Here is a 24944-nt window from a genome sequence, read left to right on the forward strand (position 1 = left end):
GGTGCTCCTCAGGGCTGTGGTTGATCGGCCATTTGCACCGCGCGCGCCTGGCGCATCAGGTCGTCGAGCACGCGACGGGCAATGGCTTCCAGTTGCTGCAGGGTGTTAGGGTCTTCAAAGCTGTTGTTGAAGGTCACTGGCATGTTGGCGGTGAAGGTAAAATGCTGGGTCACCTCCGGTGGCGTGGCCACAGGCTGGGGGCCAGTGAGCGGCTGGGCAGCCGGAGGTTGAGCCGGGCGTTGCTCGGCCTGCTGGCTATCAGGGGAATCGCCAGCGCCTAGTACCGTTGCAAGGGTTTTGCCCAACCAGCCGCCAGCAGCCTCACCGCCGTTTGCCAACAACGCACCGCCCGCCCACCCCACCAGGCCACCTATCACGGTGCCTACACCCGGGATGACCGAACCAAGTGCCGCGCCAGCCGCAACACTTGCCAAGCTGCCACCAAGCCCACCGACCGCGCGGCCATAGCCTTCCATTTTCTGGGCTGTGCTGCCCTCGCCACTGGCGGTCTGCGCGATCTGCCCGGCAGCGTTCAAAACTGCCAACGCCGGTATCCGCTTGAGCAGCGGGCCGGCTGGGGCAAGCCGCGTAAGGGCAGCTGGCATGAGCATTTCGAACATGGGCGAGACACCGCTAGGCTCGCTATTGGTTAACGGCTGAGCGGGCTGCGGCATGCCAGGCAGCTCTGCCGCCTGCCCTGGCGCTGGCAGCGTCGCATCACTGCGTGGGGTTTGCGCATCGTCCTTGGTGAACCCTCTGACCGCACTTGCCCCGGCCAGATCACCAATGGCCTCGCCCACATACCCGCCAAGCTTGCTGCCGTACTTTCTACCCCAGCGGCCTTTGCTCAGTCGCGGCAAGGCAGCCCCGAGCATCCGACCGGCCATTCCGCCCAGCGCGCTGCCTACTCCGCGTGCCCGCTGTTCATTGTCGTCAGAGGTTATCAGCGCCTTGCCTACCTCACCGAGCAGATCGATGCGGGTCGCTTGCCACTGCTGACGCGATGCATTGGCAGCGCTTCGTCGGGTAGCACGCGGCAGTTTGCGCACGCGGTTGCGAACAACATGCCCGGCGACGACGGCCGATAGGCCGCCAGCTAACGCATGACCAAGCCCTGGGGCTGAAGGCGGTTGCTGCTCAACGCCGGGTTCAGCGGTTTGTGCATAAAACGAAGCGCCAGGGCTAGGCTCGGCGGCTATTACCCGCGCAGGTTCAGCCCTGACCCAATCATGCAGAATACCGCCCCCTGCATCCCCCAATGCTTCGCCCAGATAACCACCCAGTTTGCTTAACTGGTCACGCTGCGCCTTACTTGCTTTGCGCTTGCCACCCGTCTTGCCAAGCAGTGGCACAAGCGTTCCGAGCAAGCGCCCTGCGGCTTCCCCCACTGCCGCGCCAGCACCACGCGCAGCCTGGCGGCCATCGTCGGCGCTAACCAGCGCTTTGGTGATCTTGCCCACTGCATCAACGCGGCTGTCTTGCCACTGCTCGCCAACTGCCTTGCGCGCCTGCCGCTGGCTGCGAGGTGATTGGCGGCCTATCAACCAACGCCCGCCTCGGTAACCTCCATAGGCCACCGCCCCCAGGCCGGCAGCCGCCAGCGTGGCCCGCCCCAGTGTGGCGGAAGCTGTCCCCGCCTCAGACCTGGCCGCTGGCTCGCGTGGCTGCGCAGGGGCTGGTGGCGCCATGTTTGGCGGCTGCGGCCGAATGAAAGGCTGACTCGATGCCTGCGCCGGCGGCGGCATCGGCTGTGGGCCAGATACGGGGGCTGAGCCCAATTCGGGCAGGGTGCTCGACTCAGCAATGGGTGCCTCGTTGCGCGGCACGACCGCGCGCTGAGGGTGTTGCACCATCGTGTGCCATTGCTGAAAGACATTGACGGTCATCGAGCCGGACGCCGGGCGCAATCGGGACAGCCCTGCGATGACATTGCCAAGCATCTGGTAATGCTGGCGCAACCTGGCGATTGCCACGGTTTCATCCTGCAGATGCGATGCTCGGCCTTGTTGTACGTGCTGCGGGGCCTGGGCCGTTTGCTGCTCGATTTCGCGCAGCTTTTCAAGCTCCAGCCCCAGCCGGATAACCTCGCCGACAAACCGTCCCAGGCGGATGCCATCGACCTGCCTACTCAGACGTCCAACTTCCTGCTGCCGCAGATCGATGACCTGGCCCAATGGTTTGCTGACGGTCACACCGAACCCAAGGGTGAACAGCTGTGTGTTCGCCATGAAGTCCTCCTGTTCAGGGCGCGAGCCACCAGACCATGTCGCTGTACGACATGGTCATGAGCTCGCTGGCGGAAAAGTTCAGCTCCTTGGTCAGCCGCTTGGCAGCGGCCTTCTGCCGGGCTGGATCAAAGTTCGTCGTCCTGCACCAGGCGAAAATAGCCGCTTTGCAGGCGGCCATAATCTTTCAAGGCAAGGCTTTCGAGGTCTTTGATACCGACCTCGGCCAGGGATGCGAACAGGTTCAGTTCACGCTGTTCATCATCGCCCCCACCGCCGGCCTGGGCGTTGCGGATATCGCGTACGGTCGGCGCGCGCAGGGACAGGCTATCGACCTGAATCCCATTGGCCTCACTGGGTCGCGAAAGGCGCACGGTGACACGGTCGGGGCTGAGGGTAAGCCACTTCGGCTGCGGTTTCGTTTGAGCCATGGTCGCCTCCTTACAAGCCCAGCGCAGCGCGCTGGCTAGCCAGTTGGTCGACGCCATCGATGACGCGTTTCATGCCCAGGGCGTCGATCTCGTAGACCAGGCGCCCATCGACTTCGAGCTTGTAGTAGGTCAGGCCGACGCTGTGCTTGATCTCGGCTTTGTCGCCGGACTTCCAGTCGCCCATGTCGATTTCCTTCAAGGTGCCACGCAGGGTGACCACCACTGGGTTGATCTTGCCCTTGAGACCTTTGAAGGCACCGCGGAAGGTGCCATTGAAGCCGCTGCCGTCGGCCAGGCCGAAGAACTTCAAGGCCTCACGGCGCACGCCGGTGGTGGTGAAGGCAGCTTCCTGCTTCTCCATGCCCAGGTCCATCTCGACCGGCATGTCCATACCGCCGGGGCGATGTTCTTCCATTTTCAGGGTGAGTTTGGGCAGGGTCAGGCTGGGTACATCGCCCTGGAAGCTGACGCCATCGACGAACAGGTTCAGGTTGGCCAGGGTTTCGGGAATCATTGCCATGTAAATGCGCTCCTTAAGCGGCGGAATCGAGAACTTCGGTCAGCCACTGGTTAGTGACTTCAACGCGGAAATTGGGGTTTTCGGCAGGTGGCACGTCGGTGAAGCGGATGTTCCAGTACACCTTGCCCTGTTCGAGCTGGCTGGCAGTGTTCAGCTCCGGGTCGGCGAAGACCTCGAAGTTGATGATCGCGCCCTGGTTCTTCAGGTCGCGCATGAAGGCCTGCAGGCCTTCGGTCACGTCCTTGACGTAGGTGGCGGTGATGGCGCGGTCGACCGCCCATTTATGGCCGTAGAGAATTGCGTCCATGACGATGTCCATGGTCCGCACGCGGGTGACGAAGGCCCATTTCGGGTCGCTGGACAAGGTGCGGTTGCCCCACAGACGGAAGCCATCATCGCGAATGATGGTGGCGATGTTGGCGTTGTTCAGCAGGTTGGCGCGGCAGCTGTCGTCGCCATCGAGGAACTCCACCGGGCGGGTGGTACCGGTGATGCCAACGAACTCTTTGTTCGATGGCGAGGCCCAGAAGCCGTACTCGCTGTCGGTCCAGGCGAACAGCCCGGCGACCCAGGCCGAGCCTGGGGCATCGACGCTGGCCTGCGCGCCGTTGTCCCAGTACTGCACCCCGGGGTCTACCATGAAGGCGCGCTTGGCACCGAAGTTCTCGGCATAGTCGATGGCCGCTTCGTCGGTGGTGTTCGGGCCGTCGATGATGGCGATGCCGCGCAGTTTGTCAGCCAGCGCGACCAGTGCGGTGCCAACTGCTTGGGTGGCGCTATGGCGGGGTGCGGTAAGCAGACGCGGCTGGGCATTGAAACGGCTCTTGCCGTCGAGCAGCGCTTGCAGGCCGGTGCGCTTGCCATCGGCCTGTACGCTGCCGATGATCGCTGCGGTCTGCTCGGCAGCATCGTCCAACTTGGCTACGCCACAGGCGACGATGACTGCCTTGGCGCGGTTGTAGATGGCCCGGCAGGCCTTGGTGATGGCGGCGTTTTCGCCGAAGGCGGCGACGGCTTCACGCTCGCTGGTGATCAGCTGCAGTTCGTTGGCCTTGGCTTTGGCATCGGCACCTTCGGTAAAGGTATCGACCAGACCGATGATCGAGGAAGAAGGCAGCGCGATGTTGCGCGCGCCGGTGTCGACGTTGGTTACGGTCACGCCGTGAAAAAAGACACTCATAGATTCATGCTCCAGATATGAGAAAGCCCCGCATGCGGGGCCTTGTGTTACAGCGGAAAAGAAAACGCCCCGCGGGTGCGGGGCGCTCAGGTAAGTTGCGAAGTGAGCCAGGCGGCCAGCGCTTCGTCGTTGGGGCTGATTGGCCAGTCATCAGCGGTTGGAACCTTGGCGGTAATGTCCATACGGCTGAGCTCAACGCGGTAGACCTTCCAGGCCGTGAGCGCTGCCACCTCTGCTTCGCTGGCCATTTCGAGGTCGACGGCATCTTGCAGCGTGCCGATGCGTTCTGTTGAGTACTGGGTGGCCAGCGCCTGTTTGCGGTACGCCACAACCCGCGCCGCCTCGGCAATGGCGGCCTCGTCTGGCACCCACTGTTCGCCTTCCCAGGTGTCGAATTCTGTCGACGGGGCTTGGAGGGTGTAGCCCTCTGGCAAGTCGCCCAGCGCAAGCCACTGTCGGGGCTCACCGGTGTCGGTGGTGTAAACCGTGGCGCCGCGGTGGTCAGGGACGATTTCCCAGCCGTTGTTATCACGGTTGATCAAGGCGGCAACGCCAGCTTTAAGCACGGGGGGGTCGATTTGGTAGCTGTGGGCGGGGATTAGCCAGATGCCAGGTTCAAGCGGGCTGGGATCGGCTTCGGAAACACACAGAAATTCGCCGGTACCGCGATGCACATTGCAGAGCAATAGCGGCTCTACGCCCCGTTGAAGCCACCAAGGCTGCAGCTCTACCGAGTTAAGCCGCGCCGCAGCCACGACAAGGTTGTCAGTAACGTCGGTCATGATTGTCCTCAAAACTTGATGCAGGCTAGGTAAGCCCGGTTGGCCATGCGGGTTTCATCTCCGCCCGTGGCGTTGATAGACAGCGTGTGTGTATGGGCACCGGATGTACTGGTTGTGAGCGTTTGAGTGCCCTCTTCTACCTGGTCACCCAGCACTGCGTCATTTGACTCTGAGCCATCGACCAAATCGCGAGGGAATGTCATGGTGTGAGAGTGCGCCCCGGCAGTGTTAGCTGTTCCGGAATGAGTGTGAGACTCGATTTGACCAGCTTGGGACGAGAACAGCTTGCGGCCAGGGTCTAAAACGTTAAGGCCGTCTGTCCATGCACGATCAACCAATTCCCGGTCATCCGGCAGGTTAAAGGTGGTCGAACCATCGCCTGCTCCGAAATTCGTGCCGATGACGGCGAACAGTGATGCATAGGAAGTGCGCGATATCGCTGCGCCATTGCGTTTGAGCCATCCGGGCGGTGGCGTGCTACGAGCGAAGTGGGCCAACTGACCAACTGGGGCGGCCATGTCGACCTTTTTGTTGACCCACAAAGTTGTAGGCGCCCGACTGCTGTTGTCGTCGTCAGCTGGAGATAGCACTGACAAGCCGCAGCTCATGGTCACCGCCCCGGTAGCCAAGTTGAACTGGAATGGCCGCAGTGAGTTGAAGTTCCCCGATGCGTTTCCGGCGTCAGTTACCAGGTAGTAGAAGTTGGAATTATCGACTCGCTGAATGACGCCATAGTTTCCAAGGCTATGGATAAAGCGCTGTACGTTATCGCCCTTGAATACGGCTTCCCCCATGAAGGTAGGAGAGTTCGTTTTTGCCAACTCTCGCCAATCACTCCAATTGCCTGCAGTCATGCGCCGAAAGTGCACCGTATCCAGCGAAGCGCCAACCAATGACGGAATGAAAACTTGCGCACAGTATGCGCTTCCATCCATGTACTGGAACGACAGCAAATAGCCGTTCGCCGATGACTGGCCTTGCGTGCCGACCGGGCTGTTAGTCGGATTGATGCAATACGAAAGCCCGCCTTGGGTCAGCGTATTGATATCAACGCCCGACTTAACGTTGTAGCCGCCGATACCAAACGACGCCATAGCGTCACCGACCACCTTACCGATCTCGCTCAGCGTGCCGCGCTTATTGATGAAATAGTTCGTGGTAGACGCTTGCAGCTCCACCCATTCGCCAACTTGCAGAGGCGCCGAGTTTACGGTGTTGTTTTTCTCGAAAATTTTCCCATTTGCGGGAGCACTGATGTTCACGACGCCAGAACTTACATTACGGATGACGTAGGTTCCGCCCGATCCCGCATCTGCAGCCGCTGGCAGTGAGACTGTAACCGGTGCAGTCACATTGAAAGCGTATCCTGTCTGCGACCCTAGCAGCGTGATATCCGCACCAACACCGACCACGTTACCGCCGTAGTTGCGTTTGTAAGCGTTGATGCCCTGCTGCAGCGCCGCCATGGTGGCAAGCTGCAGGCTGTTCGTACCTAATGGCGCCGTGGGCGCGGTAGGCGTACCTGTGAAAGCCGGCGAATCTAAGCGGCCTACCTGTTGCCAGTCCGCCCAAACGTTAGCTGCCTTGGTGCGCCAGAACAATCGGGCATTCCCGATGTTGCTGCTGCAGCTCGCCGCCAGCTGGAAGCAGCCGGTTTGATTGTATTGGATGTGCAGCAACGCCATCGCCGCTTCAGGAAATGGCGATTTGACCGCGCTCCCTTCTCCGCGATACATGCCTGTCTGAGTAACCGCGTCAAAATCAGTGATAGTAATACCGATTGTTGAGCCTAGGCCAAAAGCCATCATCCCCTGCAGAACAGCTGCCATAGTCGCCAGTTGCGAACTGTTGGAGCCCACCGGTGCGGTTGGCGCCGTTGGGATTCCAGTGAAGCTGGGAGATTCCAGCTCAGCCGTCTCTTTCAGCTTCCCGCGTCCTACCACAAACCAGGCCGATCCAGAAGACGCCAACTCCATCCACTCGAAGGGCTTGATGGTAGTGCTTTTCACGGTGCTACCCGCGTCCACGATGGAGCCAGCAGACGCCACAGTGATAGTTTGTGCTGCCGAAGAAGACGGGTTACGCAGCATCACTGAAGCACCATTGCCCACCTCAGCCAGTGCGGGTAAGGTCAACGTCACAGGTCCCGTATTGAACTGCACAGCATTACCCATTTGCTCAGCTGTGAGGGTCAAGCTGCTGTTGACACCAATGATCGCCGACTTGAACTGTCTCGCTGCAGCCGTCATAGCCGCGGCTAAGGCGCTCATGTTGGCAATCTGCAAGCCCGTGCTACCCACTGGGGCGGTCGGTGTTTCGGGCGACCCTGTGAGCTTTGGCGAGGCAAGCGGCGCTTTTTTGGCTAGCTCGTTGACCATGGTCGTAGCGAAGTTGGGATCATTACCGATGGCGGCGGCCAGTTCATTTAACGTATCGAGCGCACCAGGCGCCGCATCAACCAACCCTGAAACTGCAGTTGCCACTGCACCGGCAATCGCCTGGGTGATTTCGTTGCGGCTGTAGGTTTCACTTTTAGTGAAGACGTCAGTCAAACCGTAGCCAGCTACCGTAGTCGGGTTGGTCGCCGCCACCACGCGGCCGTACTTGTCGACCTGCACGCTGCGGTAAGTGCCGGCCGCCACGCCGCTCCTACCAAACGCCATTTCGAACGACAGCGCCGTAACCCCCAGGGTAATCGGCGCGTCGGTGACCAACTGCCATGCACTGTCGCTGTTGACCGTACCCTTCTCCACCAAGACCAGCAGGCCGGGGGTGACCTTGGCACTGCTGTTGGCATCGTCGCAACGGCTCCAGGCAGCGCCCGGCACTACCGTATAAAGGCCGTTATCCCTGGCTGTGGTCTGATTTTTCACCAGCACTCGAGCACCGGCCGTCAACGGCACGCCGTCGATGGTCTGTAGGCCGCTAAGGGCGATGTTGGCCGTAGTGGCCGCCAATACTGAGTGCTTGAAGTCCTGGCGCGCCAATTCCTCGGTAACCCATTCGCGGGTAGCCAGCACCACGCTGGGATCAATCTTCAACTGCACATTAGCGGCGCTGCTGACCACCAGGCTCATGCGCAGCACTTGAGTGCGCCCTGAACCCTGCGAGAGCACGGGCTTGTAGGTCGGCGCGCAGTTGGCCACCGCCACCAGGTCGCCAGCTTCGTCGTACAGACCGATCTCGCGAATCCATTTACCGCCGATATCGGCTGGAATTACCTGCTCGGCAATGATGATCGAAGCGTCTTTATCATCGACCTTGAGCTGATTGAGCGGCGCCCGGCGCCACTCGTTGATCAATCGGGTTTGTGTGGCATCAGGGGTAGGGTCGGCGCCGTTGGCGTCACCCACGCCCATGTGTGTGATTTTCCAAGCAATGCCTAAGGCATCAGCATTGGCTTGCTTGGCCGCGCCCACATTCGTGAGGATCGCGTAGAACTGGGAGTTCTGGTCAACCATGTGCAATTTCCAGTGTGTCGATTGTTGTCTCACGGCCACCGCGCCCAATCACGCCAATGACCTCGATGTCTCGCTGCATGGGCGGATACACCTCGCAGATGTCGCCGTCGCTGATGTTCATACCCAGGTACACCTTTGCGATGGTTTCCAGGCTGATTTCCAGGCCGACCATATGCCGGCTCACCGGCCGTGCGTCGTCGAGCAATGCCGTCAGCTCGCGGTAGGTGGCGTCGCTGATGCCGGAGTCCGATACGCCGACCTTGAGCGCGAAGGTTCCGGCGGCCCCTTGAGGCGACGTCCGCCACCACTCGACCACCTCGATCAGATAGCCGAACGGCTCAACCACCCGCCGCAGAGCGCCAATCGTTCCTTTGTGCTTATGGATATAGAACGACGATTTGATGACTGACCGCTTGACGTCATCAGTCCATCCTTCATCCCAGCGATCTACCGACCACGCCCACGCCAGCTGATACAGCAAGGCCGATGGGCAGGTGTCTGGGTTATAGAGCTGGCGCAGGCTGACCTTGAGGTCTTCATCGCCTGCTCTCTCAATGGCACCCTCCAACGCTGTGCGGTTGAGCGGCAATAGGCTCTGCATGTCAGCCACCTCGCTTCAACGTAAAGCCGCTGCACCAGGCTGCCTGGGCCTTGCTGGGCAGTATGTCGGCCCAGCCATTGAGCTCGACCCGGCTCACCCCGTCGATATGCAGCTGTGCATCGATACCTGAGCGTGCCACTTGTACGCCCAGCCGCCGGCGCGGGTTGATCCAGGCGGCCAGCCGGCGCTGGCACTCGGCCAGAATCGCCTCGTACTCCGGGCCGTTGTCCGCCAGGTAGAGCACGGCGTCTATGCGATAGGGCAGCACTTGAGCGCTGCGCACGTTGACCCGGTCGGCAACCGGGCGGATGTCGTCGTCGTTGAGGTAGGCCGCCACCTGTGCCAGCAACTCGGCGCTGGCCTGGCCGTTGCCCTCCAGGCTCAGTACGGTTACCTCCACCACGGCCGGCGACGGGCTTTCGGCGGTGGCGTCAGCCACCTGCCCCGATGCGTTGCGGGCATGCAGGATGTAACTGTTACGTGGCCCGGCGGTGGTCAGGCCTTCATAGACCAATTGGATTCGCTCACGCAGGGCATCGTCGGCCTCAAGTACCGCCTCCACGGGCGGGACGCTGGTCAGATCCTGCGCTTGGATCACCAGGCGCTGCAGGCTGACGTTCGCAGCCAACTGGTCTAGGTCGCCACCCTGGGCGTAAGCCAACAACAGCGACTTTGCAGCATCGTTGATACGCGCCCGGTTGAGCAGCTTGCGATAGGCGCCCACCTCCAGCAGCTTGGTGACTGGATCACTCTCCAGATTGGCGTTCCAGGCCTCGCCCAGGTAATCGCGAAAGGTCTCGAGGTCAGCCTGGTACAGTGCCTCGTAATCAAGGTCTTCAAGCAGCTGCGGCGCTGGCAGCTTGGACAGATCCACCTGACTCATACGCTCACCTCTACCAAAGCTTCATCACCCAGATAGCGGCCGCTCAAGGCCAGACTCACCTGACCATCGAGCACCGCCACCACCTTGACCCGCTGCAACTGCAAGCGCGGCTCCCACCGGCCCAAGGCGCGGGCCACTTCCGCTTGCACGGCGCTTTTCCAGCCCTCGTTGACCGGCAGGTCGACGAAACGCCGCAACTGGCTGCCGTACTCCGGACGCATACGCCGGCTGCCCTGCGGCGTGCTGAGGATGTCCTCAATGGACTGGCGCAGATGATCGATGCCGCTCAGTGGCTGGCCGGTGCGACGGTCCATGCCGATCACGGTGCACCGCCCTGTTCATGGCTATGCATGGCATTCTCCTGAGATGAAAAAAGCCCGCATGGGCGGGCTCTATTCAATGTTTGTGGTTGGCTGTGTTGCCGGCGGTATCGATGATCCGCCCACCGCCGTTGATGTCGCCGCTGACCTGCAGAGGGCCGTCGACCGTGACCTTGCCTGTGAGATTGATCGTTGGGGCCTGTAGGCTGATCGCCGCGTCGGTGACCAGCACGCTATTGGAGCCAACCTTGATACTCACGCTGCCGCCAGGCAGCTGAACGTCATAGTGGCTCGCCTGCCAGTCGTAGCTGAGGGATGCGCCATCGGCAAAGCGCCAGACCTCGACCTGTTCGCGGTTGTCCGGCGCATTGCCGCCATTGCCATACAGGCCGGGTAGAAAAGTGCCTTGGGCAGGCTCACCACTGGGGCTGAGCAGCACGCCCTGCTCCCCCAGGCTGGGCGCCCGCCAGTGCCGCGCCTGGCCGGCCGCCTGGGCATGCCAGCGCAACCAAGCGCTGGTCCAGCCGCTGCCGTCCGACACCCGCACCCGGGCAGCGGCAAGGTCTAGCGCCACTACCCGACAGGGAATGATCAGGCATGCCAGCATGCGGTCGTGCATGGCGCTGACGTAGCTCATGAAAGGTCCTCGGGTGCGATGTAATGCGCTTCATTACCCAGGCCGATCTCAGGCGCTAAACCCACCACGAGGCTGCCCGGGGGCTGGTCCGGCCAACTCCAGCGAGGCTCACCCAGCAGCACCGGCTGGTCCCAGCGCACGGTCCAGGCGCTGCCCTCGAACTGCGCCTGGACATTGCGGCTGGCTTCGACGAAATCCAGTGCCCAATGCTGCTGGCGCAGCAGATCCATCAACTGTGCGGCCAGCAGGCTGCCCTGAAGCCGCGCCTCGGGGTTGGCGCTGTCGGCGGTGATGTCCGCCTCGAAGGTGGCGATCAGCACCGAGCGGCCATCGCGCGGCGCTGCATCTGCCGTCATTTGCACGATGCCGTGGCGCAGCGCCGGTCTCTCCGGGGCATTTCCTACAGCGGTATAGGCATCTACCGACGCCAGCTCCGGCATCGCCTCACGAATAGTTGCTGTCACTGCCGCGTGCAAAGTGGTCAGTTCACTCATGCATATTCTCCTTATCGCTCGTCGGCTTGCGTGCTGTCGCGCAAGCCCAGGCGCCGGATCGCCCAGCGTTCATACAGCCGCATGGCGACATCGGCGCCGCCGACCGCAGTCATGCAGCCAAATGCACTGGCCGCCCAGATCGACAAGCCGCCGGCATACAGCAGCATTACCGTCGATACGCCGCAGACCATGCAGGCCCCGGAGCGCAGCGCCAGGCGTCGCAGCAGCGACCAACCGGTGGCGCCGGCCTTGTCTGCCCGCCACATTTCACCGCTCAGGCCGCCCAGCAATGCCAGGACGATCACCAGCCAGAGCGGCATCTCCAGCAACGCTTGTTGCTCGTTCGTCACTGTCCTGTCTCCTGTATGGATGCCCGCTGGCAGGGCCAGCTGGCGGGTTTGTTGGGTATTGTTCAAACACTCGGCATTCCAAAAGGCCCGGCTCGCCAGGCCTTTGAGTAATGCGTTGGTTTAACCGCAGGCCACGACTGGTGACGCCATGCGGTTGCGCTTCAAATTGGTGTCTCCGACCGCGGCCGCCTGCCCGCCGGATAACTGTTCGTGGTGCTTTACGCTGCACACCCGGGCCAGTTGCCAACCCTCTGGACAGTTGAGGCCTGTCCATCGCTGCCTGTGTAACAACCGGTTTCTGTCCGGCTTGAGACACAGGCTATGCATTAGTGCATATGCAGTCAATGCATTTCTCACTATTTTTATGCATTAGATTTTGCTCATGTGCATGCAGGCTATGCGCCGCCTGCCTTGTAGGGCTTTTCTGCGGACGAAAAAAAACCCGCCGTAGCGGGTTTTCATGGAGAAAGACTGTTAGCGGGCGTACATGCCCCACCAGAACACATGGCCGAGCAGGCTGATCTGCTCATCCTGCATTTGCTGGAAGCTGTAGTCCTCGTCGGGGTGTTCGTCGCGGTTGAAACTACGCAGGCGGATGCCGGTAGGTAACCGGTAGACCTGTTTCACTCGCAGTTGGCCGTTATGGTTGATGGCATAAAGATCGCCATCGATGATATCGCCGATAGAGCATTTCCCTGTATTGACTCCAACTGTCGCGCCATCGCGCAACACCGGCAGCATGCTATTACCCCGCACCGTCACGCATTTGGCATGGTCAAATTGCACGCCGTTGTGGCGCAAGCTGCGTTTCCCGAACCGCAGCCGCGCTCGCTCGCTTTCTTCGATGACGAATCTTCCTGATCCAGCTGCCAATTCGACCTCACGTAGGAAAGGTACAGACACCTCGTCGTCCTCGACGGGGGTTTCATCATCCCACAGGCTGATATCGCTGAGGTCCGCATGGCCGTGGGCGGGCAAGGTCGCCTCGCGGGTTTCGCCCAGCTCGGCGCGACCGCGCAGTTGTTCGGTGGTCACGCCGAAGTAGTCGGCAATTTTCGACACGTGCTTGTCTGAAGGATCGACTATTTTGCCAGCCAGGATACGCGACAGGGTCGATTGCGGGACGCCCGTGCGCCGGTACAGCTCTGTAGGGGACAGGCCGTGGCGGTCGAGCAATTGTCTGAGTACAGTGGCTACATTGCGTATTTGCATAGCGTGCATAATGCAGCCGCGCGCGCATAAATGCAATGCACCTGGCCCGCCTGCATCTGCTTGAAAAAGCCTGTACCATTGCCGGTTTGAAAATCGCCAACCAGATCACCCGCTGTAAGGCCCTGAATGTCTGATCTTTCCGCACACACCCCAATGATGCAGCAGTACTGGAAGCTGAAAAATCAGCACCCGGACCAGCTGATGTTCTACCGCATGGGCGACTTCTACGAAATCTTCTACGAAGATGCAAAGAAAGCCGCGAAACTGCTGGACATCACCCTGACCGCGCGCGGCCAATCGGCCGGCCAGTCGATCCCCATGTGCGGCATCCCGTTCCACTCGCTGGAAGGCTACCTGGCCAAGCTGGTCAAGCTTGGCGAGTCGGTGGTGATCTGCGAGCAGATCGGCGACCCAGCCACCAGCAAGGGCCCGGTGGAACGCCAGGTGGTGCGCATCATCACCCCCGGCACGGTCAGTGACGAGGCCTTGCTCGACGAGCGCCGCGACAACCTGATCGCCGCCCTGCTCGGTGACGAACGCCTGTTCGGCCTGGCGGTGCTGGACATCACCAGTGGCAACTTCAGCGTGCAGGAGATCAAGGGCTGGGAAAACCTGCTGGCCGAACTCGAACGCCTGAACCCGGTCGAGTTGCTGATCCCGGACGACTGGCCACGCGACCTGCCCGCCGAAAAGCGCCCCGGGGCCCGTCGTCGCGCGCCGTGGGACTTTGATCGGGATTCGGCACGCAAGGCCCTGTGCCAGCAATTCGCAACCAAAGACCTGAAAGGTTTTGGCTGTGACAAGCTGACCCTGGCCATTGGCGCTGCCGGCTGTTTGCTGACCTACGCCAAGGAAACCCAGCGTACCGCCCTGCCGCACCTGCGCAGCCTGCGCCACGAGCGCCTGGACGATACGGTCATTCTGGACGGTGCCAGCCGCCGCAACCTGGAGCTGGATGTGAACCTGGCAGGTGGACGGGACAACACCCTGCAGTCGGTGATCGACCGTTGCCAGACAGCCATGGCCAGCCGCCTGCTGACCCGCTGGCTGAACCGCCCCCTGCGTGACCTCAAGGTGCTGCAGGCACGCCAGGATTCGATCCGTTGCCTGCTCGACGGTTACCGCTTCGAAAAGCTGCAACCTCAGCTTAAGGAAATCGGCGATATCGAGCGGATCCTCGCTCGTATCGGCCTGCGCAATGCCCGCCCGCGCGACTTGGCGCGCCTGCGCGATGCACTTGGCGCGCTGCCCGAATTGCAAAATGCCATGAGCGAGCTGGAGGCACCGCACCTGGCGCGTCTGGCCGCGATCACCGGGACCTATCCGGAACTGGCCAGCCTGCTGGAGCGGGCGATCATCGACAACCCGCCAGCGGTGATTCGCGATGGCGGTGTACTCAAAGCCGGCTACGACAGCGAGCTGGACGAGCTGCTGGCAATCAGCGAGAACGCCGGCCAGTTCCTGATCGACCTCGAGGCCCGTGAAAAGGCCCGCACCGGCCTTGCCAACCTCAAGGTCGGCTACAACCGCGTGCATGGCTACTTCATCGAGCTGCCGACCAAGCAGGCCGAGCAGGCACCTGGCGACTACATCCGCCGCCAGACCCTCAAAGGCGCCGAGCGGTTCATCACACCCGAGCTCAAGGCCTTCGAGGACAAGGCGCTGTCGGCAAAGAGCCGCGCCCTGGCGCGCGAGAAGATGCTCTATGACGCGCTGCTGGAAACCCTCATCAGTCACCTGGCGCCGCTGCAGGACAGCGCCGCTGCGCTGGCCGAGATCGACGTGCTGAGCAACCTTGCCGAACGTGCGCTGAACCTCGACCTGAACTGCCCACGCTTCACCGACGAGCCCTGCCTGCGCATCGAGCAGGGCCGCCACCCGGTGGTCGAGCAGGTGCTGACCACACCGTTCGTGGCCAACGACCTGGGGCTGGACGACAGTACGCGCATGCTGATCATCACCGGCCCCAACATGGGCGGTAAGTCCACTTACATGCGCCAGACCGCACTGATCGTACTGATGGCGCACATCGGCAGCTTCGTGCCAGCAGCCAGCTGCGAGCTGTCGCTGGTCGATCGCATCTTCACCCGCATCGGCTCCAGCGACGACCTGGCCGGAGGGCGCTCAACCTTCATGGTCGAGATGAGCGAAACCGCCAACATCCTGCATAACGCCACCGACCGTAGCCTGGTACTGATGGACGAAGTCGGCCGCGGCACCAGCACCTTCGACGGCCTATCGTTGGCCTGGGCCGCCGCCGAGCGCCTGGCCCAACTGCGAGCTTATACCTTGTTCGCCACCCACTACTTCGAGCTGACCGTGCTGCCGGAGAGTGAACCGCTGGTGGCCAACGTGCACCTGAACGCTACCGAGCACAACGAGCGTATCGTTTTCCTGCACCATGTGCTGCCTGGCCCGGCCAGCCAGAGCTACGGCCTGGCCGTGGCGCAGCTGGCTGGGGTGCCTGCGCCAGTGATCCTGCGCGCACGTGAGCACCTGGGCCGGCTGGAAACCACCAGCCTGCCCCATGAAACACCGGTCACGAAAAAGGCCAAGGACGAGCCGCACGTTCCGCACCAGAGCGACCTGTTCGCCAGCCTGCCACACCCGGCCATCGAGAAGCTGGGCAAGCTGGACTTGGATGACATGACCCCGCGTCAAGCTATCGAAACGCTATATCAACTAAAGAACCTGTTATAACGGCGCCCACTACAAGCTGGTAGAATCCGCCGCGGTTTGCTGGTGCTGCAGGTTATTAGCCTGGCCTGCAGCCATATGCCCGCAAACCGCGCGGCCCCGAGAGGAAGGGCCGCCGCCGTCGCCTGAGGAGAGAACTAGAAATGACCTTCGTCGTCACCGACAACTGCATCAAATGCAAATACACCGACTGCGTGGAAGTCTGTCCGGTGGACTGCTTCTACGAAGGCCCGAACTTCCTGGTGATTCACCCGGACGAGTGCATCGACTGTGCACTGTGCGAGCCTGAGTGCCCGGCCCAGGCGATCTTCTCGGAAGACGAGATCCCCGCTGGCATGGAGAATTTCATCGAGCTCAATGCCGAACTGGCTGAGGTCTGGCCGAACATCACCGAGCGTAAAGAGGCCTTGCCGGACGCCGAAGAGTGGGATGGCAAGCCTGGCAAGATCGCCGACCTGGAGCGCTAAACGCCCAGAGCAAAAAAGGCCCGCAAAGGGCCTTTTTTCGTTTATTACGGGCAAAAAAAAGGGGCGGTTTGACCCGCCCACATTTTTTCCGTAGTCCCTGCTTGTCCCAAACATCGTCCTGATGAAATCGCTTCTTGCGATGTCCTTGGCTCTCTCCCTGAGAACCTGTGCATGTCCGTGTGCACAGTTCGAATACTAGCGAGTTCCCCAAAGCAGGCAACTGCAGCTTCTCTCTGAATATTACTGGGGACACACTTCCACACAGCTAAAAAATCAATGAAAATCAAATAGATACGAAAAATCTTTAGCTGAAAACGCCTTTGATTTACTGGCAGTTACACCGATGGCTTACATAAAGAGTAAGCAAAAGCTTACACGCGATGAATCAGTGGTAGCGCCATTCACATGTTTGCACCTCAAAAACCGAGCTAGCCCTCCATGCATGTGTCGCCTGCAGCGCCAGGCAACACAAACAAAAACGCCCCGAGGTCATCGAGGCGTTTTCGGGACGGTGATGCCAGGCTTACTGGAACAGTGACTCGCTGGACAGGCCGTTTTTCTCAAGTATTTCGCGTAGGCGCTTGAGCCCTTCCACTTGGATCTGTCGCACGCGCTCACGGGTAAGGCCAATCTCCAAGCCCACATCTTCCAATGTGCTGCTTTCGTGCCCCCGCAGGCCAAAGCGACGCACCACCACTTCGCGTTGCTTGTCGGTCAACTCACCCAGCCACTGGTCGATACTCTGCGACAGATCGTCGTCCTGCAGCAGGTCGCACGGGTCGGTCGGGCGATCGTCAGTCAGGGTGTCGAGCAGCGTCTTGTCCGAGTCCGGCCCGAGCGAAACATCCACCGAGGATACCCGCTCGTTGAGGCCAAGCATGCGCTTGACCTCTGCAACCGGTTTTTCCAGCAGTGTGGCGATTTCTTCCGGCGACGGTTCGTGGTCGAGCTTTTGCGTCAGCTCCCGCGCGGCACGCAGGTAGACATTGAGCTCTTTAACCACATGGATAGGCAAGCGGATGGTGCGGGTCTGATTCATGATCGCCCGCTCGATGGTCTGGCGAATCCACCATGTCGCGTAGGTCGAGAAGCGGAAGCCGCGTTCCGGGTCGAACTTCTCCACTGCCCGAATCAAGCCCAGGTTGCCCTCTTCGATCAAATCGAGCAGAGACAAGCCACGGTTGACATAACGCCGGGCGATTTTCACCACCAAGCGCAGGTTGCTTTCGATCATGCGTTTACGGCCGGCGGGGTCACCCTTTTGCGACAAGCGCGCAAAGTGCACTTCCTCTTCCGGCGAGAGCAGCGGCGAGAAGCCGATCTCGTTGAGATACAGCTGAGTGGCATCGAGCGCTCGGGTGTAGTCGATGTACTTGTGCTGCTTGAGCGAAGAGCCTGTTTTGGCTCTGGTCCGAACCGAAGGTACAGCAGGTTCGTCTGACACCACATCCGTTTCCAAAACGATGCCCGTCTCCATCAGGAGGACGTCATCGTCGATGTCAAACTCCGGCACTTCTTTACTCAGAGCCATTGTTATAGTCCTTTGCTGAGTTCGAACTCAGACTCATGCGACGCCTGTCTCCCTGGCAACGCAGGAGCCCGTCCCCTCTACTTCAGAGGAACAGGCCAGGTACAACGATCAACGACGTGGCAGGAACTGGAGCGGATCGACGGGTTTGCCCTGACGGCGAATCTCGAAATGCAGCTTCACCCTATCAGTGCCCGTTGACCCCATTTCAGCAATCGACTGCCCCGCCTTGACCTGCTGCCCCTCCCGAACCAACAGCCTGCGGTTGTGACCGTAGGCACTGACGTAGGTATCGCTGTGCTTGATGATGATCAGCTCGCCGTAGCCCCTCAAACCACTCCCGGCGTAGACCACCGCACCATCAGACGCAGCAAAAACAGGCTGTCCCAAATCACCGGCGATATCAATGCCTTTATTCAAACTACCGTTTGAAGCGAATTTTCCAATCAGCACGCCATTGGCCGGCCATGCCCATTTACCCACCGCGCGCTCTGCGGCGGGCACCGTGGCAACCACCGGCGTAGGCGCAACAGGCGTTGTTGGCGTCGACTTTCCGCCGCTTTGGGGAGGGTTGATAGGCCCGCCGGCAGGGCGACGAATGACCGTAGTCTTGCTGGAGGATGAGGGGTTGGAAACCACCGTGGTGCTACTGGAGGACCCACTGCTGAAACGGATCGCCTGGCCGGGACGAATGGTATACGGGGCGCCGATGCCGTTGCGTGCAGCGAGCTCCTTGTAGTCCCACCCATAACGAAATGCGATGGAGAACAACGTGTCGCCAGGCTTGACGATGTATTGCCCCGTCGTCACAGCGGGCCGCTTGGCCGCAGCTGCGTTGCGGTCGACCACGCGGGCACCGCTGGAGCCTGTGCTGGAGCAACCCGTGAGCAGGGCGCCCACGGCCAGTGCAATCGCCAGAAGCTTGAAAACCGACCCATCCTTGCGCTGCCCGATGCCTGTGTGCCCCACCCGCGCTCCCCTCATGGTGCCAAAAACCGATAAACCGATAAGACGATGTGAAATGCAATATTGTTGCAATTATAACCGAGCCAAGCCGCAATGGCAGGGCTTAGGCCCCGCCTGATAGACAGGCCCGCAGCGCAGGAATTCGTTGCGGGTGCAAATATTCGTGCCGGATCAGGCCAATGGGCCGTTGAGCAGCGGTACGAACCGCACCTGGCCAAGCACGCGACGGGTGAACCCATGCTCTTCGCGAACGATCAGCATCAGCTGTTGCACCTCGCCAGCCGGGCCGACTGGGATGACCATGCGTCCACCGGGCGCCAGTTGGTCGAGAAGCGCCTGCGGCACCTGAGCAGCCACAGCAGTGACGATGATGCCATTGTAGGGGGCCAGCGCCTGCCAGCCATCACAGCCATCGCCCCAACGGAACACCACATTGCGCAGATTGAGCTCTACCAAGCGTTCCTTAGCCCGGTCTTGCAGCACCTTGATGCGCTCCACAGAGAACACCCGTTCGACCAACTGCGCCAGGATCGCCGTCTGGTAGCCCGAACCCGTGCCGATCTCCAGTACCTTGTCCAGCGGCCCCGCCTCCAGCAGCAGCTCGCTCATGTGCGCCACCATGAAGGGCTGAGAGATGGTCTGGTTGTGCCCGATCGGCAGCGCCGTGTCTTCGTAAGCCCGGTGCGCCAGGGCCTCGTCGACGAATAGGTGGCGCGGGGTGCGGCGAATCACCTCCAGCACCTTGGCGTTGGACACCCCTTCCTCGTAGAGGCGCTGGATCAGCCGCTCGCGAGTACGCTGCGAGGTCATGCCAATACCGCCACGGCGCTGCAGATCGTCCTGATCACGCATCAGAGCAGGCCCTCCAGCCAGCCGTCGAGCTGTTCGAAGGCATCGTTGAACGTTCGATCCAGCTGTAATGGAGTGATCGAAATGTAGCCTTGCATGACCGCATGGAAATCGGTGCCCGGCCCGCCGTCCTCGGCGTCGCCCGCCACGGCGATCCAGTAACCTTCCTTGCCACGCGGGTTGACCACTTTGGTCGGCGCCGCCGCCCGTGCCCTGTGACCAAGGCGGGTCAGCTGAATGCCGCGGATGTGCTCCAACGGCAGGTTGGGAATGTTCACGTTGAGCACAGTGCGCGGTGGTAGTTGCAGGCGCGGCAGCGCCTCCACCAGGCGGCGGGCGAAGTGGGCGGCGGTCGGCAGATTGTCAGGCTGTCGCGACAACAACGAGAAGGCCAGCGAAGTGCCGCCCAGGAAGCGGCCCTCCAGCGCGGCAGCGACCGTACCGGAGTAAATCACATCATCCCCCAGGTTCGCCCCCAGGTTGATGCCCGAGACGACCAGGTCCACCGGCTCAGGCAACAAGCCATTGAGGCCCAGGTGCACGCAATCGGTCGGCGTGCCATTGAGGCTGATGAAACCATTGGCCAACGTCTGAGGATGCAGCGGCCGGTCCAGTGTCAGCGAGCTGCCGGCGCCGCTTTTGTCTTGGTCCGGGGCGATCACCACGCACTGGGCATAATCCGCGAGCGCATCATGTAGCGCGGCGAGGCCCGGTGCGGTAACACCGTCGTCGTTCGAAATCAGAATACGCATGGGCTGTCCGTCTGCCCTGCCGGCACCAGATCAACAAGCTCGCGCACCACCACGGTGGCGAAGCATCCGGCCGGAAGGACGAATTCCAGTTGCAGGATATCAGGCTCGGGATAATGCCACGTCAGGCCGCCAATAGGGAGCCGCAGTATTCGCCGTTCGTGATCCATGCCCGCATCGGCGAGCCATTGGCACAGCGCCGCGTGACGCTCGCCTATCGCTGTCTCCAGCGCGCAAGTCGCCTCAGCCGCAGGCGACGGCCCCTGCCCCCACAAGGGGCCGGTGGGGTGCAGATCAAGAATGCTCAAACGAGGATCGCAACATTCCTGCTCGCCTGCTTGGAAAAAGCTACGGCTATCGGTAAACGCCAGCAGGTCTCCAACTTGTGCGCGCTGCCAGCTGCCATCGGCTACACGTGCCGCCAGTACCTGGTTGAACACATAGCTGCGCGCTGCCGACAGCAGGCGCGAGCGCACGTTGCGTTGCTCCGGCAAAGCCCGGCGGGCGGCCCAGCCCTGAGCATCGTGGACATTGCCACCGCCATGGCCGAATCGCTGGGTACCAAAGTAGTTGGGCACCCCTTGTCGCTTGAGTTGTTCCAACCGAGCATCGAGGGCCTGACGATCAGCCGCCAGCGCGGTCAGGCGCAGGGTGAAGCCATTGGCCGAATGGGCACCTCGCTGCAGTTTGCGCTGGTGGCGCACCTGCTTGAGGATGCGCAGGGTATCGTCTTGAGCCCGTGCCAGATCCGGGTCGGCCTTGCCCGGCAGGTGCAGGCTGAACCACTGCCGGGTCAAGGCCTGGCGGTCCTTGAGCCCGGCATAGCTGATAGAGCGCACTGGCACACCGGCAGCGCGGGCCAGCCGGCGGGCAGCCTCTTCGGTATTGAGATCACGCTTCTCGACCCACAACCACAGGTGCTCGCCCTGACCTGACAGCGGGATGTCCAGTACCTCGTCGACCTGGAAGTCTTCAGCCACGGCCTTGAGCACGGCGCTGCCCAACGATTGGCCCGTGGCCCGCGGGCCCAGCAAGTCCAGTTCGGTCATGCTGGCAGCAACAGGGCGACCGCATGCACGGCAATACCCTCCTCACGCCCGGTGAAGCCAAGCTTCTCGGTGGTGGTGGCCTTGACATTGACCTGGTCGAGTTCAACCTGCAGGTCTTGGGCGATCAGCTGACGCATGGTTTCGATGTGCGGGGCCATTTTCGGAGCCTGAGCAACGATGGTGGCGTCGACATTACCGACCTGCCAGCCCTTGGCGTTGACGATCGCGACCACGTGACGCAGCAGCACACGGCTGTCGGCGCCTTTGAATTGCGGGTCGGTATCGGGGAAATGCTTGCCGATGTCGCCCAGCGCCGCGGCACCGAGCAAAGCGTCGCTCAGTGCGTGCAGCAGCACGTCACCGTCGGAATGGGCCAGGAGGCCGTATTTGTGAGGGATACGCACCCCACCCAGGGTAATGAAATCACCGTCGCAGAAACGGTGCACATCGTAGCCGTGGCCAATACGCATAGAAGAACGCCCTGATTGAGTCAGGGCGTGATTCTACCTGCTTTAGCCGCTATTGGGTTGCCATCTGGGCGGCCCGCCAAGACGCCTACACGCGCCCAAGGGCCACCGCGTGATGGCGCAAGTGCTCATCGATGAAGCTGGCGATGAAGTAGTAACTGTGATCGTAGCCAGGCTGCAGGCGCAGAACGAGCTCATGCCCGCCTTTGCGTGCGGCCAGCTCCAATGCCTCGGGCTTGAGTTGCTTCTCGAGGAAATCGTCGCGGTCGCCCTGATCCACCAGCACCGGCGGGCACTGGCCTGCCGGGGTTTCGGCCAGCAACACGCTGGCGTCCCATTCGCGCCAGCGCGCACGGTCTTCACCCAGGTAGCGGCTGAAGGCTTTTTCACCCCACGGGCAATCGATCGGATTGCTGATCGGCGAAAATGCCGACACCGAGCGATAGCGCCCTGGATTGCGCAATGCGCAGACCAGCGCGCCGTGCCCACCCATGGAATGGCCGCTGATGCTGCGCTGGTCGGACGCTGGGAAGTGCGCCTCGATCAGTGCTGGCAGTTCCTGCACCACGTAGTCATGCATGCGGTAGTGCTGCGCCCAAGGTTGCTGGGTGGCGTTGAGATAGAACCCGGCGCCATGGCCAAAATCCCAAGCACCCTCAGGGTCGCCCGGCACCTGCTCGCCCCGCGGGCTGGTGTCGGGTGCGACGATGATCAGCCCCAGTTCTGCGGCAAGGCGCTGGGCACCCGCCTTCTGCATGAAGTTCTCATCGGTGCAGGTGAGGCCGCTGAGCCAGTACAGAACCGGCAGTTTCTCGCCCTGCTCGGCCTGTGGTGGCAGATATACAGCGAACACCATGTCACAGCCCAGCACCTTGGAGTGATGCCGGTAACGCTTGTGCCAGCCGCCGAAGCTTTTCTGGCAGGAGATGTTATCCAGGCTCATGGCTGACCTCAGAAGTGGATCACACTACGGATGCTCTTGCCTTCATGCATCAGGTCGAAGGCTTTGTTGATGTCCTCCAGGCCCATGGTATGGGTGATGAAGGTATCGAGCGGAATCTCACCCTTCTCGGACATTTCCACATAGCTTGGCAGCTCGCTGCGGCCACGCACCCCGCCGAATGCCGAACCACGCCAGACGCGGCCAGTCACCAGCTGGAACGGGCGGGTAGCGATTTCCTGGCCGGCCCCGGCGACACCAATGATCACCGACTCGCCCCAGCCTTTGTGGCAGCATTCCAGCGCCGCGCGCATCAGCTGCACATTGCCGATGCACTCGAACGAAAAGTCCACGCCACCGTCGGTGAGGTCCACGATCACCTCCTGGATCGGGCGGTCGTAGTCTTTGGGGTTGATGCAGTCGGTGGCGCCCAGTTGACGAGCGATTTCGAACTTGGCTGGGTTGATGTCGATGGCGATGATGCGCGAAGCCTTGGCCTTGACCGCACCGATTACCGCCGACAGCCCGATACCGCCCAGGCCGAAGATGGCCACGGTGTCACCGGCTTTCACTTTGGCGGTATTGAGCACCGCGCCGATGCCGGTGGTGACCCCGCAACCGAGCAGGCAGACCTTCTCCAGCGGCGCTTCTTTCTGAATTTTGGCCACGGAGATTTCAGGCAGTACGGTGTACTCGGAGAAGGTCGAGGTGCCCATGTAATGGAACAACTGCTGGCCCTTGTACGAGAAGCGCGTGGTGCCGTCGGGCATCAAGCCTTTGCCTTGGGTAGCGCGGATGGCTTGGCATAGGTTGGTCTTGCCGGAGAGGCAGAATTTGCACTTGCCGCATTCGGGAGTGTAAAGCGGGATCACGTGATCGCCCACCGCCAGCGAAGTCACGCCTTCGCCCACGGCTTCGACGATCGCCCCACCTTCATGACCGAGGATCGACGGGAAGATGCCTTCAGGGTCGGCACCGGACAAGGTGTAGGCGTCGGTGTGGCAAACACCACTGGCGACCACGCGCAGCAGCACCTCGCCGGCCTTGGGCATGGCCACGTCGACTTCGACGATTTCCAGGGGTTTCTTGGCCTCGAAGGCTACGGCAGCACGGGACTTGATCATCACAGGGTTTCCAGACAGAGGATCGATTCAATCCAGCAGTGTAATCCAGCCACTTTTGATAAATAATCCGAGCCAAGCCAAAACATTATTGCCATACAGGGATAATTCATGAGCAGCCGTTGGGAAGGCATTGACGAATTTGTCGCCGTGGCCGAGTCCGGTCAGTTCACGGCGGCCGCCGAGCGCTTGGGCGTATCGTCGTCCCATATCAGCCGGCAGATCGCTCGCTTGGAGGAGCGCCTGCAAACCCGCTTGCTCTACCGCAGTACCCGCCGGGTAGCGTTGAGCGAAGCTGGGCAGACTTTCTTGCAACACTGCCAGCGCCTGCAGGACGGCCGTGAAGAAGCCTTGCGCGCCATGGGTGACCTTGCCAGCGAGCCCAAGGGCCTGCTGCGCATGACCTGTGCGGTGGCCTACGGCGAGCGCTTCATCGTGCCGCTGGTGACCCGCTTCATGGCGCTGTACCCGCAATTGCGGGTCGAGGTGGAGCTGAGCAACCGCACCCTGGACCTGCTGCACGAGGGCATGGACCTGGCCATTCGCCTCGGCCGGCTGGCCGACTCGCGGCTGATCGCCACGCGCCTTGCACCGCGGCGCATGTACTTGTGCGCGTCGCCGGCGTACCTGGAGCGCTACGGGCGGCCGCACAGCCTTTCCGAACTGGCCAGGCACAACTGCCTGATCGGCAGCTCCGATCTGTGGGCACTGCAATACGATGGCCGTGAGATCAGTCAGCGGGTACAGGGCAACTGGCGTTGCAACAGTGGCCAGGCGGTGCTGGATGCCGCGTTGTTGGGCATGGGGTTGTGCCAGTTACCTGACTACTACGTGCTCGAACACCTGAACTCTGGCGCACTGGTGTCGTTGCTTGAGGGGCACCAGCCGCCGAATACGGCGGTATGGGCGTTGTATCCGCAGCAGCGGCATCTGTCGCCGAAGGTCAGGCGGCTGGTTGATTATCTGAAAGAGGGCCTAGGCGGCCTGCCGGAGTATCGGCATGTCTAGGGTGCGG

24 protein-coding genes and 1 pseudogene are annotated in these 24944 nt (G+C 61.5%); 3 read left to right on the forward strand and 22 right to left on the reverse strand.

From position 1 onward, the window contains the following. Positions 1-8: 8 nt before the first annotated feature. The 14 genes and pseudogenes from HU725_RS17370 to HU725_RS17435 all read right to left on the reverse strand — a co-directional run bounded on the left by HU725_RS17370 (position 9) and on the right by HU725_RS17435 (position 13096). Positions 9-2228, reverse strand: a complete 2220-nt coding sequence (locus tag HU725_RS17370; RefSeq protein ID WP_186478700.1) for a hypothetical protein — start codon at positions 2226-2228, stop codon at positions 9-11. A gap of 125 nt (positions 2229-2353) precedes the next feature. Next, positions 2354-2656 carry a phage tail assembly protein gene (locus HU725_RS17375; RefSeq protein ID WP_186478701.1) on the reverse strand — a complete coding sequence of 101 codons (303 nt, stop codon included), beginning with the start codon at positions 2654-2656 and terminating at the stop codon, positions 2354-2356. A gap of 10 nt (positions 2657-2666) precedes the next feature. Next, positions 2667-3176: a phage major tail tube protein gene (locus HU725_RS17380; protein WP_186478702.1), complete on the reverse strand. Its 510-nt coding sequence runs from the start codon at positions 3174-3176 to the stop codon at positions 2667-2669. A gap of 13 nt (positions 3177-3189) precedes the next feature. Further along, positions 3190-4356, reverse strand: a complete 1167-nt coding sequence (locus tag HU725_RS17385; protein ID WP_186478703.1) for a phage tail sheath subtilisin-like domain-containing protein — start codon at positions 4354-4356, stop codon at positions 3190-3192. 86 nt (positions 4357-4442) lie between these two features. Further along, positions 4443-5138, reverse strand: coding sequence for a tail fiber assembly protein (locus HU725_RS17390; RefSeq protein ID WP_186478704.1), 696 nt, complete (start codon positions 5136-5138; stop codon positions 4443-4445). Between the two features lie 8 nt (positions 5139-5146). Continuing rightward, the gene (locus tag HU725_RS23055; RefSeq protein ID WP_367615752.1) at positions 5147-7801 is read right to left on the reverse strand and encodes a tail fiber protein; all 2655 of its coding nucleotides are present in this window, start codon (positions 7799-7801) and stop codon (positions 5147-5149) included. Further along, a pseudogene (locus HU725_RS17400) lies at positions 7802-8599 on the reverse strand (phage tail protein); the annotation flags it as partial. Continuing rightward, positions 8592-9200: a phage tail protein I gene (locus HU725_RS17405; protein ID WP_060479498.1), complete on the reverse strand. Its 609-nt coding sequence runs from the start codon at positions 9198-9200 to the stop codon at positions 8592-8594. The pseudogene HU725_RS17400 and the gene HU725_RS17405, both read right to left, overlap by 8 nt. Before the next feature lies 1 nt (position 9201). Beyond that, positions 9202-10083 (reverse strand): baseplate assembly protein, encoded by an 882-nt coding sequence (locus tag HU725_RS17410; RefSeq protein WP_186478705.1) that lies wholly within the window; start codon positions 10081-10083, stop codon positions 9202-9204. Further along, a complete protein-coding gene (locus HU725_RS17415; RefSeq protein WP_060479500.1) occupies positions 10080-10406 on the reverse strand; it encodes a GPW/gp25 family protein in 327 nt (108 codons plus the stop codon). The genes HU725_RS17410 and HU725_RS17415 overlap by 4 nt, the downstream gene beginning before the upstream one ends. 73 nt (positions 10407-10479) lie before the next feature. Further along, complete coding sequence (locus HU725_RS17420) at positions 10480-11040, reverse strand: phage baseplate assembly protein V (RefSeq protein WP_186478706.1); 561 nt, start codon at positions 11038-11040, stop codon at positions 10480-10482. After that, positions 11037-11534 (reverse strand): hypothetical protein, encoded by a 498-nt coding sequence (locus HU725_RS17425; protein WP_186478707.1) that lies wholly within the window; start codon positions 11532-11534, stop codon positions 11037-11039. Before HU725_RS17425 ends, HU725_RS17420 begins: the two co-directional genes overlap by 4 nt. An 11-nt stretch (positions 11535-11545) precedes the next feature. Next, complete coding sequence (locus HU725_RS17430; RefSeq protein WP_060479503.1) at positions 11546-11884, reverse strand: phage holin family protein; 339 nt, start codon at positions 11882-11884, stop codon at positions 11546-11548. A gap of 474 nt (positions 11885-12358) precedes the next feature. Further along, positions 12359-13096 carry a LexA family transcriptional regulator gene (locus HU725_RS17435; protein ID WP_060479509.1) on the reverse strand — a complete coding sequence of 246 codons (738 nt, stop codon included), beginning with the start codon at positions 13094-13096 and terminating at the stop codon, positions 12359-12361. 126 nt (positions 13097-13222) lie between these two features. Between HU725_RS17435 and mutS the strand changes: the two genes are divergently transcribed. Both mutS and fdxA read left to right on the forward strand, forming a co-directional pair. After that, complete coding sequence (gene mutS / locus HU725_RS17440) at positions 13223-15796, forward strand: DNA mismatch repair protein MutS (RefSeq protein WP_060479504.1); 2574 nt, start codon at positions 13223-13225, stop codon at positions 15794-15796. A 140-nt stretch (positions 15797-15936) separates the two neighbouring features. Beyond that, complete coding sequence (gene fdxA / locus HU725_RS17445; protein ID WP_060479505.1) at positions 15937-16260, forward strand: ferredoxin FdxA; 324 nt, start codon at positions 15937-15939, stop codon at positions 16258-16260. A 523-nt stretch (positions 16261-16783) separates the two neighbouring features. On the opposite strand, the gene rpoS is transcribed toward fdxA, so the two are convergent. The 8 genes from rpoS to HU725_RS17485 all read right to left on the reverse strand — a co-directional run bounded on the left by rpoS (position 16784) and on the right by HU725_RS17485 (position 23932). Further along, complete coding sequence (gene rpoS / locus HU725_RS17450) at positions 16784-17791, reverse strand: RNA polymerase sigma factor RpoS (protein ID WP_060479506.1); 1008 nt, start codon at positions 17789-17791, stop codon at positions 16784-16786. A 108-nt stretch (positions 17792-17899) separates the two neighbouring features. Further along, the gene (locus tag HU725_RS17455; RefSeq protein WP_186478723.1) at positions 17900-18757 is read right to left on the reverse strand and encodes a peptidoglycan DD-metalloendopeptidase family protein; all 858 of its coding nucleotides are present in this window, start codon (positions 18755-18757) and stop codon (positions 17900-17902) included. 168 nt (positions 18758-18925) lie between these two features. After that, positions 18926-19564 (reverse strand): protein-L-isoaspartate(D-aspartate) O-methyltransferase, encoded by a 639-nt coding sequence (locus HU725_RS17460; RefSeq protein ID WP_186478724.1) that lies wholly within the window; start codon positions 19562-19564, stop codon positions 18926-18928. Positions 19565-19605: 41 nt separating this feature from the next. Beyond that, the gene (gene surE, locus HU725_RS17465; RefSeq protein WP_186478708.1) at positions 19606-20355 is read right to left on the reverse strand and encodes a 5'/3'-nucleotidase SurE; all 750 of its coding nucleotides are present in this window, start codon (positions 20353-20355) and stop codon (positions 19606-19608) included. Beyond that, positions 20343-21401 (reverse strand): tRNA pseudouridine(13) synthase TruD, encoded by a 1059-nt coding sequence (gene truD, locus HU725_RS17470; protein ID WP_186478709.1) that lies wholly within the window; start codon positions 21399-21401, stop codon positions 20343-20345. The genes surE and truD overlap by 13 nt, the downstream gene beginning before the upstream one ends. Continuing rightward, positions 21398-21871, reverse strand: a complete 474-nt coding sequence (gene ispF, locus HU725_RS17475; RefSeq protein WP_060480137.1) for a 2-C-methyl-D-erythritol 2,4-cyclodiphosphate synthase — start codon at positions 21869-21871, stop codon at positions 21398-21400. Before ispF ends, truD begins: the two co-directional genes overlap by 4 nt. A gap of 85 nt (positions 21872-21956) precedes the next feature. After that, positions 21957-22811: an S-formylglutathione hydrolase gene (gene fghA, locus HU725_RS17480; RefSeq protein WP_186478710.1), complete on the reverse strand. Its 855-nt coding sequence runs from the start codon at positions 22809-22811 to the stop codon at positions 21957-21959. An 8-nt stretch (positions 22812-22819) separates the two neighbouring features. Next, positions 22820-23932, reverse strand: coding sequence for an S-(hydroxymethyl)glutathione dehydrogenase/class III alcohol dehydrogenase (locus HU725_RS17485; protein ID WP_060480139.1), 1113 nt, complete (start codon positions 23930-23932; stop codon positions 22820-22822). 108 nt (positions 23933-24040) lie between these two features. Between HU725_RS17485 and HU725_RS17490 the strand changes: the two genes are divergently transcribed. Next, the gene (locus HU725_RS17490) at positions 24041-24937 is read left to right on the forward strand and encodes a LysR substrate-binding domain-containing protein (RefSeq protein ID WP_186478711.1); all 897 of its coding nucleotides are present in this window, start codon (positions 24041-24043) and stop codon (positions 24935-24937) included. The last annotated feature ends 7 nt before the right edge of the window (positions 24938-24944 follow it).

Origin of the sequence: Pseudomonas promysalinigenes (assembly GCF_014269025.2) — a bacterium.
GTDB classification, from domain to species: Bacteria; Pseudomonadota; Gammaproteobacteria; order Pseudomonadales; family Pseudomonadaceae; genus Aquipseudomonas; species Aquipseudomonas promysalinigenes.